This is a genomic window from Colwellia sp. BRX8-5 (assembly GCF_014077325.1).
Classification (GTDB): domain Bacteria; phylum Pseudomonadota; class Gammaproteobacteria; order Enterobacterales; family Alteromonadaceae; genus Colwellia_A.
In genome coordinates this window covers 173366-189165 of record NZ_JACGVR010000001.1, presented here as the reverse complement: position 1 = coordinate 189165, position 15800 = coordinate 173366, and the positions used below count along the sequence as shown (strand labels likewise).

General features: G+C 40.1%; 15 protein-coding genes. All 15 read right to left on the bottom strand.

Annotated elements, in window-relative coordinates:
- Nucleotides 1-11: 11 nt before the first annotated feature.
- The 15 genes from flhA to fliF all read right to left on the bottom strand — a co-directional run bounded on the left by flhA (nt 12) and on the right by fliF (nt 15748).
- Nucleotides 12-2114 carry a flagellar biosynthesis protein FlhA gene (gene flhA, locus H4J62_RS00800; RefSeq protein ID WP_182213523.1) on the bottom strand — a complete coding sequence of 701 codons (2103 nt, stop codon included), beginning with the start codon at nt 2112-2114 and terminating at the stop codon, nt 12-14.
- Between the two features lie 128 nt (nt 2115-2242).
- Nucleotides 2243-3373, bottom strand: a complete 1131-nt coding sequence (gene flhB, locus H4J62_RS00795) for a flagellar biosynthesis protein FlhB (protein ID WP_182213522.1) — start codon at nt 3371-3373, stop codon at nt 2243-2245.
- Nucleotides 3373-4155 (bottom strand): flagellar biosynthetic protein FliR, encoded by a 783-nt coding sequence (gene fliR / locus H4J62_RS00790; protein ID WP_182213520.1) that lies wholly within the window; start codon nt 4153-4155, stop codon nt 3373-3375. The genes flhB and fliR overlap by 1 nt, the downstream gene beginning before the upstream one ends.
- Nucleotides 4155-4424, bottom strand: coding sequence for a flagellar biosynthesis protein FliQ (gene fliQ / locus H4J62_RS00785; protein WP_070374623.1), 270 nt, complete (start codon nt 4422-4424; stop codon nt 4155-4157). The genes fliR and fliQ overlap by 1 nt, the downstream gene beginning before the upstream one ends.
- A complete protein-coding gene (fliP, locus tag H4J62_RS00780; protein ID WP_259364650.1) occupies nt 4424-5104 on the bottom strand; it encodes a flagellar type III secretion system pore protein FliP in 681 nt (226 codons plus the stop codon). The genes fliQ and fliP overlap by 1 nt, the downstream gene beginning before the upstream one ends.
- A gap of 182 nt (nt 5105-5286) precedes the next feature.
- On the bottom strand, nt 5287-5781 hold the full coding sequence (gene fliO / locus H4J62_RS00775; protein ID WP_070374624.1) for a flagellar biosynthetic protein FliO: 495 nt from the start codon (nt 5779-5781) through the stop codon (nt 5287-5289).
- A gap of 5 nt (nt 5782-5786) precedes the next feature.
- Nucleotides 5787-6176 carry a flagellar motor switch protein FliN gene (gene fliN, locus H4J62_RS00770; protein ID WP_070374625.1) on the bottom strand — a complete coding sequence of 130 codons (390 nt, stop codon included), beginning with the start codon at nt 6174-6176 and terminating at the stop codon, nt 5787-5789.
- A gap of 51 nt (nt 6177-6227) precedes the next feature.
- On the bottom strand, nt 6228-7298 hold the full coding sequence (fliM, locus tag H4J62_RS00765; RefSeq protein WP_146799119.1) for a flagellar motor switch protein FliM: 1071 nt from the start codon (nt 7296-7298) through the stop codon (nt 6228-6230).
- A 43-nt stretch (nt 7299-7341) separates the two neighbouring features.
- A complete protein-coding gene (gene fliL, locus H4J62_RS00760; RefSeq protein WP_182213519.1) occupies nt 7342-7890 on the bottom strand; it encodes a flagellar basal body-associated protein FliL in 549 nt (182 codons plus the stop codon).
- Nucleotides 7891-7979: 89 nt separating this feature from the next.
- Nucleotides 7980-10097, bottom strand: a complete 2118-nt coding sequence (locus H4J62_RS00755) for a flagellar hook-length control protein FliK (RefSeq protein ID WP_182213517.1) — start codon at nt 10095-10097, stop codon at nt 7980-7982.
- Nucleotides 10098-10230: 133 nt separating this feature from the next.
- Nucleotides 10231-10677 (bottom strand): flagellar export protein FliJ, encoded by a 447-nt coding sequence (gene fliJ / locus H4J62_RS00750; RefSeq protein ID WP_070374629.1) that lies wholly within the window; start codon nt 10675-10677, stop codon nt 10231-10233.
- 66 nt (nt 10678-10743) lie between these two features.
- Complete coding sequence (fliI, locus tag H4J62_RS00745; RefSeq protein ID WP_070374630.1) at nt 10744-12114, bottom strand: flagellar protein export ATPase FliI; 1371 nt, start codon at nt 12112-12114, stop codon at nt 10744-10746.
- Between the two features lie 30 nt (nt 12115-12144).
- Nucleotides 12145-12939 carry a flagellar assembly protein FliH gene (gene fliH, locus H4J62_RS00740; protein ID WP_070374631.1) on the bottom strand — a complete coding sequence of 265 codons (795 nt, stop codon included), beginning with the start codon at nt 12937-12939 and terminating at the stop codon, nt 12145-12147.
- A gap of 45 nt (nt 12940-12984) precedes the next feature.
- Nucleotides 12985-14034: a flagellar motor switch protein FliG gene (gene fliG / locus H4J62_RS00735; RefSeq protein ID WP_070374632.1), complete on the bottom strand. Its 1050-nt coding sequence runs from the start codon at nt 14032-14034 to the stop codon at nt 12985-12987.
- The gene (gene fliF / locus H4J62_RS00730) at nt 14027-15748 is read right to left on the bottom strand and encodes a flagellar basal-body MS-ring/collar protein FliF (RefSeq protein ID WP_070374633.1); all 1722 of its coding nucleotides are present in this window, start codon (nt 15746-15748) and stop codon (nt 14027-14029) included. Before fliF ends, fliG begins: the two co-directional genes overlap by 8 nt.
- Nucleotides 15749-15800 lie beyond the last annotated feature (52 nt).

Here is a 15800-nt window from a genome sequence, read left to right as displayed (position 1 = left end):
TGATATCGTAATTATTGACCTATGGCGCTTACTATTTTTATCTGCTTATCATCAGGAATTTCTTGGTATGAAATCACCCGCAAGCCTGGAATAGTATATTTAACAAATTTAGCCAGTACCGCTCTTAAAATCCCTGAGGTTAACAATATTGGCGTATCACCCGCCATTTCTTGTTGTTGAGCACCATCAGCTAATGATTTCTGTAACCGTTCTGCTAAACCTGGTTCAATGCCAGCACCATCGTCGCCAGCCATTTGCATAGACTGGTGCAACATCTGTTCCAACTCTGGCGCCAAAGTTATGACAGGTACCTCAGTCACGGGTCCCACTAACTCTTGAACAATGAATTTACGCAAGGTAATACGAACAGCGGCGGTTAAAATTTCAGGGTCTTGGGACTTAGGACCATATTCAACTAACGTTTGAATAATACTGCGCATATCACGAACAGCAACACCTTCATTCATTAGGTTTTGTAGTACTTTAACCAAAGTACCCAGTGATAAAACATCAGGGATGAACCCTTCAATTAATTTAGGATAATTTTTGCCTAGCATATCAAGAAGGTTTTGTACTTCTTCATGACCAAGTAACTGTGCCGCGTTATTTGTTAGTATTTGACTTAAATGAGTGGCAAGGACAGTTGATGCGTCAACCACGGTATAGCCTAAAGACTGAGCATGTTCGCGTTGTGCTGGTTTTATCCATACTGCTTCTAGTCCAAAAGCAGGATCGATTGTTGCCACGCCGTCAAGTTTGCCAAACACTTGCCCTGGATTTATCGCTAATTCATGATCGTGTCTAATTTCAGCTTCACCGATAGTCACGCCCATTAATGATATTTGATAAACATTAGGGTCTAAATCAAGATTATCGCGAATATGTACCGCTGGCACTAGAAAGCCAAATTCTTGGGAAAGTTTTTTACGAACACCTTTAATACGGTTAAGGAGTTCCCCACCTTGAGATTTATCTACTAGAGGTATTAGGCGATAACCAATTTCTAAGCCGATAATGTCAACATGGTTAACATCGTCCCAACCTAAGTCTTTTACTTCTGCTTCTTGTTGCTGGGTTTCAACCTGTTCAGCATCTGATTTATCCGCTAATTGTTTTTCTTTGGCAATTTTGTACTTTCCACTTAAAAAGGCGGTTCCAGCGATCATAAAAGCAAAGAATAAAAATGCAAAGTGTGGCATGCCCGGAATAACACCCATGACAAACATAACGGCGGCAGCAATATACAAAGAACGTTCTTGACCTAATTGACTGCTGACTTGCTCGCCCATGTCCTGAGAGGTATTTTGTCGCGTAACAACAATCGCCGTACCTACCGATAAAAGTAGACCTGGAATTTGCGCTACTAGGCCGTCTCCAATCGTTAATAAGGTGTATATTTCAACCGCTCTGTCAAAGCTTAAATCGTGTTGTACCATACCGATAACGAGTCCACCGATAATATTAATCAATAAAATTAATATGCCGGCAACCGCATCACCTTTAACAAACTTACTGGCACCATCCATTGAGCCATAGAAATCAGCTTCACTGGTGACTTCGATACGTCTTTCTCTTGCTTGGTCAGCGGTAATAAAGCCAGCATTCAAATCAGCATCGATTGCCATTTGCTTACCGGGCATAGCATCGAGGGTAAAACGCGCGGTTACTTCAGCAATACGCCCAGCACCTTTAGTAACAACCACAAAGTTAATAATGATTAATATAACAAAAACCACTAAACCAACCGCATAGTTACCTCCAATAACCACAGAGCCAAAGGCTTCAATAACTTTACCCGCAGCATCAGGCCCTTCATGACCTTCAAGTAGCACCACTCGTGTACTCGCGACATTTAGTGCTAAACGTAAAATAGTGGCAATTAACAGTACGGCAGGAAAAGAGCCAAATTCAAGAGGCTTTAAGGTATAAACGGTGATCAGTAATACCACCAAAGATAAGGCAATATTAAAAGAAAAAAGTATATCGAGTAAAAATGCCGGCATAGGTAAAATAACCATACCAAGCGCCGCCATAATTAATATTGGCGTACCTAAACCAGAAAATAGGTTTATTTTACTTTTTTTGAACTCTTTAAATGAAGTAATTAACTGCATATTACTCTTATGATATTTTTTTGACGCATACCATGAAATAGCAATAAGTAGACCAACGTCGATTAAATATAATTAGAGTGATGGATAAATCGACAACAAAACACTTAACCCAATGATTATAAAGAGCATTAATATTTGAACTCATCGGGGATAGGAAGGTTTTTTGCAATCGGTGTCGGCCTTTTGGCTTTACCTTTTTTATGTTCGTTAAGTTGAAAAATAAAAGCTAACACTTGAGCAACCGCAGCGAAGAGCTCTTCTGGGATTTCTTGATTGGCGTCTGCGCTATAATATAAAGACCGTGCTAATGCCGGAGAAGCAATAATTTCAACATTATTTTCTTTAGCGATAGTACGAATATGCATCGCCATTTCATCAATACCTTTTGCCACTAACATTGGCGCACCACCGGCGGTGACATCATATTTCAACGCAACCGCATAATGCGTCGGATTGGTGATAACCACATCAGAGTCTGGCACTTCTTGCATCATTTTACGCTGCGACATTTCATATTGAGTACGACGAATACGACCTTTGATTTCAGGACTACCCTCAGAATTTTTCATTTCGTCTTTAATTTCTTGCTTAGTCATTTTTAACTGACGGTTGTGATCCCAAGTTTGATAGGGCGCATCAATCGCAGCAATAATACCTACCGATAAGGCTAATGCTAAAAACATCCATTGTAATAAAGTTACCGAGTGCTCTAAACTCAGTGGGATCAGCTCCAAACTAAGACCTAATATTTCTGGAAACAAACTACTCAACAACAGATACGCGACAATAAAAACCACAAAAAACTTCATTAACGACTTGAATAACTCGACTAAAGCTTTTATGCCAAACATACGCTTTAAACCGGCTAAAGGTGACAATTTACTAGCCTTTGGCGCCATAGCCTCAGAAGAAAAACTCATCCCTCCCAACATAGTATTGCCAATAAAAGCGGCGACGATAATAATAGAGAATATCCACAACATTGGAGCAACTAACGTGCCTACCGAGCCCCTAAGCACATTGTATAACGCATGAATGTCCATGACTTCTTCACGGCTCAAGCTAAATGACCGTTTCATAATTCCGGCTAAGCTTTCAGTTAACATACCGCCAACCAGCATTATTGCAACAGCACTCCCCACCAACACAAACATAGTGCCTAAATCTTTTGAACGTGCTATTTGACCTTTTTTTCTCGCATCAGCAATTTTCTTAGCCGTAGGTTCTTCTGTTTTTTCACCGCTACCTGCATCAGCCATTAGTTTGCCTTACAATTAATGAGGTAACAGCTAAAGTCGAGTGCACGTTGCCATTGCAATTCATAATGCGTAAAAAAGTTACCCATAGTTAACCACATAATTAACAAACCAGCACACATAGTTACCGGAAAACCTATCGCAAAAATATTTAATTGCGGGGCTGCTCGCGTCATAACTCCAAAAGAAAAGTTAATCAATAACATAGCCGTTAGCGGCGCTAATGCTAACGATAACGCGGTAACAAACATCCACTCGCCCCATTCAACCACTTCTTTAAATTTATCGGCCGTAAACTTGTACTCCCCGATGGGCAAGGTTTCAAAACTGGCAACAATAAATTGTATATAGGCTAAATGTCCGTCCATTGCCCAAAACATCAGGGTAGATAGAATCAAGAAAAATTGGCCAACAGCAGGAACATTCATGCCACTAACCGGGTCAACGAGTGAAGCAAAACCTAAGCCCGTTTGCATAGCAATAATTTGACCCGCTAAGGTAAAAGTATTAAGTACCATAACGGTAACTAGGCCAAGCGCAACACCAATAACCATTTGTTCAAACATAAGCAGCGCTGTTTCAAAAGAAATCAGGCTGCCAACTTGTGTTGGCGGGATTGCCGGCATAACGGCGACCGTTAATGTTAGGCACAGAAAAATTTTAACTTTACCTGGAATGATTTTAGAACCAAAGCCAATCATTGCCATAATAAGCGCAGAAATGCGCGCGAAAGGTAAAATAAAGTCAGCAATATATTGCATCACAACTGACTCGGTGAATTCCACTAGCTCACCACACTGGGTATACTTGCAATCAGTCGGATAGTAAAATCCATGAGTTTTTGTACTAACCAATGCCCTCCAAAGATAAGGGCTAAAAGTGTCACGATTAATCGAGGTAAAAAGCTTAATGTTTGTTCATTAATCGATGTTGCCGCTTGAAATACAGCAACGATTAAGCCGACACACAAACCCGGAATAATAATCGCAGACACCAAAACAATCACTAAAAATAGTGCATCACTGAGTATGTCGACAAAAACTTCTGGATTCATTAAATACTCCCCATGCCATAACTCGTTGCGATAGTGCCTATCACCAAGTTCCAACCATCTACCAGCACAAATAACATTAGCTTAAAGGGCAAAGAAACGATCATCGGCGATAGCATCATCATACCCATTGCCATTAAAATACTAGCAACGACTAAATCAATAATCAAAAAAGGAATAAAGAGCATAAAACCTATTTGAAAAGCCGTTTTTAACTCGCTAATAATAAAGGCAGGAATAATCACGGTCATCGGTAAATCAGTGGGTTGATCAACTTCAACAATACCCGCCATATTGGCTAAGGTTTGTAGATCTTTAATTCTGGTTTGTTCAAGCATAAACGCTCTTAAAGGAATTTTTGCACTATCTATGGCTTCTACTGATGTCATTTGGTCGGCTAAATAAGGTTCAATCGCTCGTTGATTTATTTCATTATAGACAGGCGTCATAATGAACATGGTCATAAAAAGCGTTAAACCTATAACCACCTGATTAGACGGTGTTTGTTGTAATCCTATCGCTTGTCTTAAAATGGCCATGATCACGACAATACGGGTAAAAGAGGTCATCATAATAATCGCAGCAGGAATAAAGCCTAATGCGGTCATAAACATTAATATTTGCAGGGTTACCGTATATTCTTGTGAACCGTCAGGGTTAGTGGTCAGCTTCAATGCCGACATACCCAAATCATCAGCGGCTAATACCGTTTGACTGGCAAAAAAAGCAACAAGGAGGAAAAATAAAAAAATAAAACCTTTTACAGAAAATAAACGGATCAGTAAATTTTCGAGTGGATTTCTTTTTGCCATTGCGTTAGCAGAACATTGCGCCGTTTTAGCACCATCGTTTAATATCGAGTCTTTCATGAGTATTTTTCACTATTGGCTTTATTCGCAGAATTACGGCTAAAGCGTGCTAATGTTTGGCTAAGTTCTATCGGCACACCACTTTTAACTTCAATAGGTTCGGCTAGCGTATCAAGTATATTAATTTGTTGACCGGTAACACCGAGTAACAATTGTTTTTTACCCACTTGCACCACCACTAATCGTTCTTTGGAGCCTAAATTTAAACTAGTCACCACTTTCAAACCATTTACTGAGGTGCCCCCTACTTGAAGCTTTTTTAATAGCCAAGCAACAATAACGATAGCAACGAGTACCGCCAATAATGAAACGATCATGCTACCGGCATCAATATTACCCATAACATGTCGTCCTACTTCAACGGTCGCCGGTGCTGTTTGCGCTATCACGGGAGCGTCGTCTGTTTCAACGACGGTTGTTGCGACGATACTTTCTTGAGCATGGCCCAAAAAAGTAAGTAAGCTTAACAAGCTAAAAAGTAAAAAACGCATCAGTATTACTTCAACTTTTTAATACGTTCAATTTGGCTAATAACATCGGTTAATCGAATACCAAACTTATCGTTTACCACAACAACTTCACCATGCGCGATTAACGTACCATTGACCAATACATCGAGGGATTCACCCGCAACTCGGTCAAGCTCAACAACAGAGCCTTGGTTTAACTGTAATAAATTACGAATGCTAATATGACTACGTCCAACTTCCATTGAAATAGTCACCGGAATATCTAAAATCGCATCCAGTTTACGTTTTTCATCACCCGTTATTGGTGCATCTTCTTCAAGCTCTTCTAACTCAACAGTTTCGGCTTTGGCTGCAGCTTCGGCTTGTTCATCCATCGCTTCATCCCACATGCCTAAATCATCGTCTTTATCACTCATGCCATTGGCCTCAAATTTATTTTTTTGTTTACTGCTGCTTTAATAAAATTATTAATAATCGAAATCGTCTTCTAAAAGATGTAATTCAGCGTCGCTATCTAGGCGCTTACCTCCTTTAGTTAATATCGTTAATTCGTTTTTCACTGATTCAGGACGTTTAATTTTTTCAGATATTTTAATCGCAACATTATCGCGACTACGGCCTAGTTTTGCTCTAAACGACGGTAAACCTTCAATTAATACCGTAATATGTTCTGGCATCTCAATAGGAATAATATCGCCCTTCTCTAAGTCCATAATCTTTTGTAAAGGTAGGTCTACAGAGATAAATTTAGTGGTTAATTCAACGGGAACATCCATTATTTCATCGCGTAGGGCTTTCGACCATCGCATGTCGGTATCTTCTTTATCACTCTGTACACCGGCATCAAGTAGCTCACGGATAGGTTCGAGCATTGAGTAAGGCAAAGCAATGTGAAAATCACCACCACCACCATCAAGTTCAATATGAAAAGAGCTGATCACTACCACTTCGGTAGGACTAACAATATTGGCCATCGACGGGTTAACTTCAGAATCTAAATACTCAAAAGAGACATCCATCACGGGTGACCAAGCTTCTTTGTAATCTTCAAAAATTAACTTTAACAGCATTTGAATAATACGACGCTCTGTTGGCGTAAATTCACGACCTTCAATTTTTGCATGATAGCGACCATCGCCACCAAAAAAATTATCGACTAAAATAAAGACCAGCCGTGCTTCCATGGTAATTAATGCGGTGCCTTTTAATGGGCGAAAACGTACCATATTTAAGCTTGTTGGCACGAATAAGGTATGAACATATTCGCCAAACTTGATCATCTGAATACCATTAATTGATACTTCAGCAGTGCGGCGCATCATATTAAATAAACTGATACGCATATGGCGTGCAAAACGTTCGTTAACCATTTCCAGTGTTGGCATCCGGCCACGAACAATGCGATCTTGTGATGAAAAGTCATAGTCAGACGTGCTGCCAGCTTCACGGGCAAAGTCTTCAACTAGCTCCTCTTCTTCAACGTCATCAACACCGTGTAATAGCGCATCAATTTCGTCTTGAGATAATAAATCACTCACTGAATAGTCTCTTTAATTAAATGCATTGTTTTATCGCATAGCCTTATTGCATTACAAAACCGGTAAATAATACTTTTTCAACCACATTGCTACCTTCAACTTCTTTCATAATTTTATGAACTTCTATTAAAGATTTCTGTTTCAATGAGGTTTTTCCGGCACTGGTTGCTAAATCATCGGCATTTGATTGAGAAAAAGTCGCTAGTAAAGTACTTTCAATTAATGGTACATGCTTCTTTGCCGCTTCTTCATTATCAGAGCCACGTACTAATAATTGCACTCTGATTTCTACAAATCTGTCGCGGGCAGCGCCAGGAACATTAAAGCGAAAAGGTCTTGGCATAGGTACATAAAGCGCAGAGCCTGTACTGGCACTAACACTTTCAACGGCTTCGCCTTCACTGGCACTATCACCGTCTAGCTCAGCATCAAGTTGCTCTTGAGAAACAGCATCATCTCCAGCCAGAAAAAAATAAGCCGCTCCACCGCCAACAGCCAATATCACAACAGCAGCAATGATAATGATCATCTTTTTGCTTTTGCCTTTACCGTCTAATTCTAATTCTTTACCTTCGCCTTTATCATCAGCCATCATCAAGCCTTTATTATCTATTTAAATGTTAAAATTACTTTCAGTCAACTATATCGTTGAATGGTCAGCGAGCCAATGAGTTTTGTCATTTATGCGTAGTAATCTATACCAGTTGACGAACCTTTAACCAAATGTAGTGTTTGAGTATCACTTAAATCTGAAAATTCATTCTCGTTACCGTCACCACCACCTTGGCGACCTTCACCGAGTTCTTCTTCATTATTATTTTGTTTACTTTGCTGTTCGACATTCGCATCACCGACATTGACGCCACTTTCAGCAAGCATCTCTTTTAATCGCCCTAAATTTTGATCGAACGCTTCTTTAGCCTGCTGATTTTGAACAGTAAAATTAACAACCGCCTGCTCATTTTGCAGATTTATTTTTACGTTCACATTACCTAATTCTTGTGGGTCAAGACGAATTTCAACCTGCTGAAGCTTTTGGTTCATCATTACCATGACTTTATCATTCAATGCGCCAGTAAAGTCTTTACGGTATACCGATAAGGCTTCATTTTGTAACGCTGTCACTTGCTTGGCATTTGTTGCTGATTGGGCCGTTGATTGCACATGGTCACTGGTTAATTTAGTGATCATTTCCTCCGCAGAAGCCGTAGATTTGGTTACTTCATTATTGGCTCGATGCATATCTCTATTAAGAGTATTCTCAATACTTGTACTGACTTGTTTCTTATCAAATATTTCATTAATAGTTTTTTCTTTGACTTGAGCATCATTGTTAGCCACTTTATCAAGCTGAGTTAAGCTTTGTGCCTGCTTTTGGTTTTGTTGCTCTGCCGACTGATCTTTAGCTGGCTCTTTAAATTGTTCACCGGCATTTAAATTTTGTGTTTCAAGGGTTTTCTGGTTTATCTGATTAACCCCTCGACTATTATTTGCGTTATTTTCCTGAGCTTGTTTTTCACCTGGAACAGCTACACTTGAAAAAACAACATTATCCGTATTGACCTTATCAGCATCAATTGCTATTTCGTTAACCAAGCTTTCATTTTTAAGGGTTACAGGCAATACCGCTCCAGCCAACTCTTTATCGACCGACGTTTTACTATTGCTGATACTTTGATTACTTTTATCAGGAATTATAGCTTTGTCTTGATTGGCGATAAGTGCAGCTTTAATTTGTTCAAGTTCAGTATCCGTGGGCGCTTTTTCCATATCCGCTAATAGCGCTTCAAGATCACTTAAAGGCATCGCCTGTTTCGGTACATTATTGGTTTTATCTACAATCGGCTCTGCTTTTAACGACGTTTCGCTTTGAGCAGGAGGAACGGATTGCGTGGAAAGTTGGCCATTAACATTCGTTGTTTTTAGCGAGGGATCTTGTCCTTCACTGTTTGTTTTTTTCTCCAATAATGCAGATAAAGCTAATTCAGCCTCCCCTTGCACAACTTTATCAGCAACGACTTTGGGTTCGCTAGCTAGGTCAACTTTCTTTGCTGGCATTTCACTGTTAACCGTTACTGGAACGGTTAATGATTTAGCTAACTCTGGCGCAAGGCTATCTTTTGCTAGGGTATTATCACTGGTCGCTACATTTTCTTGGCTATTGCCACCAAGCACTTGCCTTAACATTGCTGCTAACTGTGTTTTTTCTTGTTGATGACTACCAGCCACAACTATTGATGGTTTTTCATTAAGTTGTGATGGTATCGCACCGTCATTTTTCACCGTATCATTTAATAGTTGTTGTGACGCAGATAACAACGACATTAATTGCTCGGTACTTTTATCTGTATTTTCAGGTGCGGTGGAATTAGTATCAAGATTAATTAATCCGCTAGCTTTGTGTTCCGGTGTTTCTTCTTGGCTATTTTCTACTCGAACATTTTTTTCACTAGTCGCTGTATCATCATAAGGCAATCTTTCTGAAGCTTCGCTTTGGTTAATTTCTGTATTAACCTTCTCATCAGAAACTCCACCCATTTGCTTTTCTTTTGGTTGCACATCCGTTGTGGAAGATTTTTCTTGGGGTACTTTCTTTTCAGCATTAATTTCGCTAGCAAGTTTCATGTTATTGCCGCTTGCCTGTTGCTTTTTGCCGCTTTGTTGACTTTGATAATGCTGGTCAACCATTTGTGCAAAATCTTTAGTTGAATTTTTGGATGTGCTAATCGCTCCTGACTGAACAGGGCTAAAGTCCTTACTTGGCGAGATATCTATGGCTAATGGAGTAACTTGCGGCATAGTAAACCTTTTTATTTCAATGGTAAATTTGAGCTATATTTACAATGATGACAACGTCGTTTATTGCGAATACTTTTTATATTAGTTAAATAAGCAAGTATTGTTCCACTTAGAAATTACTATTTAATTCACTTTACCCCCGCATTTTACGACGGACAAATTGTTGAGTAGCAATTTCATCAAACATTTTTTGTTCTTGCTTGTTAGCGATAAGAGTGAGCGCTTGTGTTTTTTTATCAAGCAGTAATTCTACCGCTTGAATTTTTTGTCGCTGCGCTAGCCAGAGCTGTTTGCTCTTTTCCACCATCGCCTTACTCTGCATAATCGCAATATCAACTTGCCCAGCAGCATAATCGAGCTTGGCAATAAAGGCATGAAAATGACTAAACGTCGCGCTATCAATACCCACCATAGAGCGAGCATTCAAACGTTTCATATATTCAAGACGATAGTCACTGACACTTTGTAAACGTTCAAGATTTTGTTGGTATTCAAATTCAGCAGTTTGCAGTGCTTGCGCTGCTTTTTTTTCTTTATCCTGTTCATAGCGATGTAAGGTATTCAGTTGCTTTAATGGCATAACGTCCTCCTAGATAATGCTAAACAGCTAATAAATTTTTCGAAAATAGTGTTAACGTTATTATGCTTAGGCATTTTGCTGGCCTTGTTTTGCTTGCGCGTGTGCTTGCGCTGCAGAAAGTATTTCTTGAAGTTGCGTTAAGCTTTGATCATAAGGAATAATTTCCAACATTTTTTGTTGTAGGAAGAACTTGATCACCGGCATTAAATCAATGGATTGATCAATGCGAGGATCATTACCACGGCTATAAGCGCCAATAGCAATCAAATCTTTATTTTGCTGGTATAGTGAGTAGACTTGCTTTAGTTGCCGAGCAAGTTGTTGATGCTCATCACTGGTCACCATCGGCATAACACGGCTAATCGAGCCTTCAATATCAACAGCGGGGTAATGCCCTGAATCGGCTAAGGCACGAGATAAAACAATATGTCCATCTAAAATAGCACGCGCCGCATCAGCAATCGGATCTTGTAAATCATCACCTTCGGTTAATACGGTGAAAAATGCGGTAATTGATCCCTGACCATCGCCACCATTACCGGCTCGTTCAACCAGTTGGGGTAACTTTGAAAAGACCGAAGGCGGATAACCTTTGGTTGCCGGTGGTTCGCCGACAGCCAGTGCTATTTCTCGTTGCGCTTGGGCATAACGCGTTAGCGAGTCAACCAGTAGCAAGACATTCAGACCTTGATCACGAAAGTACTCAGCAATTTGTACCGCAGTTTCACAGCCTTTTAAACGCATTAATGGCGAATTATCGGCAGGCGCCGCAACAACAACTGAACGTGCTCGCCCTTCTTCGCCTAAAATTTCTTCGATAAACTCTTTAACTTCTCGACCACGTTCGCCAATTAGCCCCACAACGATAACATCAGCAGTTGTGCCGCGTGTCATCATACCTAACAAGACACTTTTACCGACACCTGAGCCGGCAAATAAGCCCATACGCTGACCAATACCAACCGTTAAAAAACTATTAATAGCGCGCACACCGACATCAAGCGGTTCAGTGATACCACGCCTTGATAACGGATTAATCGGCTTATTGTTTATTTGATAATTGCCTGAGTTCTTGATTGGCCCTTTGCCGTCGAGTGGTTTACCAACACCGTCAACGACTCGGCCAAGTAAATCCATTGAAAAGGGTAAGCGAGCTTTAGTTGTCAGTGGCACAACGCGCGCACCCGGTAAAACACCTTGTAAGCTTTGCTCTGGCATTAGAAAAGTTATGTCTTTAGAAAAACCAACAATTTCAGCGATTAAATCGCCTTGTGCCGTTTCGACTAAACATTGGCTACCAACTGCCGCTTTTACGCCAACAGCTTCAAGCGTTAATCCGACTACTCGGACTAAACGCCCAGCAACAGAGACTTTATGCGGGTGCACAAATTCTTGGCAGTTTTTTAGTCTTTCATTAAGGCGAGAAATATCAACCATAGCGGTATTTTGACTCTTTTGTACAAGAAATTACTGATGTAGTGCATCTTGCAAAAACGAGTCCAATACTTCTTTTATTCGAGATTTAACACTCAGGTCGATATTAGAGGTGCTATTTTCAATTTGACAGCTACCCGGAACTAATTGCGGGGCAGCGAGTAAACGCCAACCTTGTTCTTGCACATGTTTAGCGCCAAATTGCTTTTCAACACGTTTAATATCGTTGGGGTGTAATAAAATTTGCGTTTGCGCTTCTTGGCTAGGTAAAGCTTTTATACCCGCAGAAATCGCAGCAATAATAATATCAGGGTTAGTTTTAGCTTCTTCTAAGGTAATCGCTTCGGTGAGTTCTACGACAAGATAAAGTAATTGTTGTTCAACATTTTTTTCGACATCGAGTAATGGCTTATGAAGCTGTTCAGTAAGTGACGCCCATGCAGCTGATTGTTCATCAATACTTTCTTTTGCTTCGGCTAAGCCGGTTTCAAGCCCTTCTTGGTGACCAAGTACCACACCTTCTTCATGGCCAGAGACTTTACCTTCTTCATAACCTTTAGCAAAACCTTCTTCCTTACCCTGATTAAGGCCTTCATCAAATGCAGCTTGACGAATGTTTTCAATATCTTCTGCCGTTAATGGCGCGATTTCTTCTTCAACAAAATCTTCAGGGGGCTCGAAACGCCAAGCGGCTTTCTTTCCCATAGCATTGGTTGTTTCATCTTTAATTTTATTTTCAGATTCAACCGTCGGCAATGACCAAACATCGGTTTCTTGTTCGGGATTATGTTTAATAACTTCAGCATTCGATTTATTTAATAATTTCATAATATTTTATAACAGTAAGTTTTGACTGACCTAAAAATATAAGGTTTATAAGAACTCATCACCACCACCAGCGCCGCCAAGCATAATTTCTCCAGCGTCAGATAATCGTCGAGCAACAGATAATATTTCTTTTTGTGCGGCTTCAACTTCACTAATACGCACAGGTCCCATAGCTTCAAGGTCATCTGCCAGCATTTCAGCGGCACGTTTGGACATATTAGCCATAATTTTTTCTTTCAGCACATCATCTGCGCCTTTAATTGCTTTCATCAACGCATCTTGTTGTACTTCACGTAATATCGCTTGAATACCACGGTCGTCTACATCGGCAAGGTTTTCGAAAACAAACATCAAGTCTTGAATTTGTTGACTCATCTCTTCGTCATGTTCACGAATTGAATCCATTAGCATACCTTCAACATTGGTATCCAAATAGTTCATAATGTCAGCTGCTGCTTTTAAACCGCCCATTTTAGCGGCTTGTGCACCTGCTTGACCGGCAAACTGTTTTTCCATAATTTCATTAAGTTCTTGTAATGCTGCCGGTTGAACTTCTTCAAGGTTGGCAATACGCATCATTAAATCTAAACGCACTTTTTCGGCAAACTGGCTCATAATTTCAGCCGATTGATCAGGGTCTAAATAGGAAAGTACAATGGTTTGAATTTGAGGATGCTCGTTACGAATAATATTGGCTACTTGTTTTGAGTCCATCCATTTCAATGAATCTAAACCTTTTGCGCCGCCTCCCATGACAATTTGATCAATTAAATTACCGGCTTTGTCTTCACCTAATGCTGCAGTTAATGCCTTGCGAACGAATTCTTCACTTTGGAAGCCAATGGTACTGAAGTTTTGTATTTCATGGATAAAGAGCTTATGAACAGCGGTAATTTTTTCTTGGGTGAAATCTTCCATAGCAGCCATAACCATGCCCACTTGTTGAACCTGCTTAGGCTCTAAGTGTTTTAATATTTGCGCGGCATCTTCTTCAGATAAACTTAGTAATAATATCGCAGCTTTCTCTGCACCATCAAGTTTGTCAACGTCAAAACCCTTAGGTGCAGGGGCTAACTCTTGCATTTCATCACTCATCTTCGTTCAACCAACTTTTAACCACTTGAGAGGAAAGTTCAGGCTCATTAGCAACAAGCGCTCGAACAGCTTTTAGTATATCTTCATCGCGATGTAAATCAGGTAATTGTAAACTACCATCAGGTGCAAAACCTACTGCCGCCGCATCAAAATCTGATGTTAGCATATCCATGGTTTCATCACCCAAATCAATGTGGCTATCGAGTGATTTATCACCGTAGTCATCAGGTGTTTGATCAGGGTTAATAAGACGTTTAAGCATAGGTTTAACAACGGCAAGTATCAATACAATAATCACTAATGCGCCCATGCCTAATTTGAAAAACTTTAATATGTCGGCATTCTCATAGAAAGGAACTTTAGGAGCATCCTCAATAATTTGACGAGAGAATGGCAAGGTAACAACTTCTAATACATCACCACGTTGTAAATTAAAACCAATACTCCCTTGTAATAAGCGACGAATATTTGACATTTCTTCAACAGATCTCGGTGAATCGGTAATCGCGCCTTCAGCATCAGCAGTTGCCAAGTAATCAAGTGCAACAGAAACGCTTACTCGACGAACGACACCTGCTTGTTGTTTGGTATGGCTGATAGCTTCGTCTAATTCATAATTTTTTGTTGATTCAAGGTGTTTACGACCAGGCATTGATCTTTGTTGTGCACCACCATTCGCATTTTCTGGAATATTTGAATCCAGTGGTGGCTGATTGCTTAACGCTCCAGGAATACCACCAAGTAAACCGCCAATCGTGTTGTCTTCGACTTTCATTTCACTGCGCAGTGCCGGTAAATCTGAATTATAACGACGCTGCATTTCTTCACTTGAGGTGAAATCCATAGTCACATTAACTTGTGCGGTGTAGTTCCCTAAGCCAACAACAGGGATGAGTATGCTGTCTATTTTGTTTAAATATTCATTTTCTCTTTTTTTCTCCATTTCAAACTCTTTGCGTGAGCGAGAAGAAACAGAGGTTTGTGAGCCTGAATTAAGTAAACGACCATTTTGATCTGTCACTGTAACTCGGTTAGGCTCCATTCCCTGAACGGCAGAAGCAATAATATCAACAACAGAGTCAACTTCTTCTTCAGATAACATCCGCCCTTTACGCATAGTTAGTACCACAGTGCCAGATGCGCTGCGGGTGCGTTTAGCAAAAATATTTTCGCGGGGTATCGCCAGTAAGACTTTTGCTCTAGAGATAGCTTGCAGTTCTTCAATGGTGCGAGCCAATTGCTGCTCACGAGAAAACTTAAGACGTTCTGTTTCAAGGCGCTGGCTGACACCAAAACCCATATCTTGCATAATAATTTCACTACCTTCTGTTGGTTCATCAGATAAACCTTCACGAGCGAGTAAAATTTTAATTTCTTGATATTGATCACTTTGTACTGAAATAGTGTTGTTTGCTTGACGATAATCCACTTGGTTAGCGTCTAGAAAGTCCATTGTTTTGATTAATTGTTCGGTAGGTTGTTTGGCAAGAAATCTATATTCGGCTTGATTTGCCCACATAATAACAAAAACAGCGATAGCTAAACATATTGCTAATGCCATAATTAAGGTGACTTGGCGTAATAAATCGACATTACCCATAGCAGAAGCAAAGCCTGATTTTTGCTCATCAGCCATATTATCAGCACCATCACTTGCCATTAACCCGGTGCCGCCATCGGCAGCAACCATTGAATTATTATCAGTATCAGCCACTTAATTTCTCCACTACCACTTGATTTTATTACGAAATACTATCTATTTTATA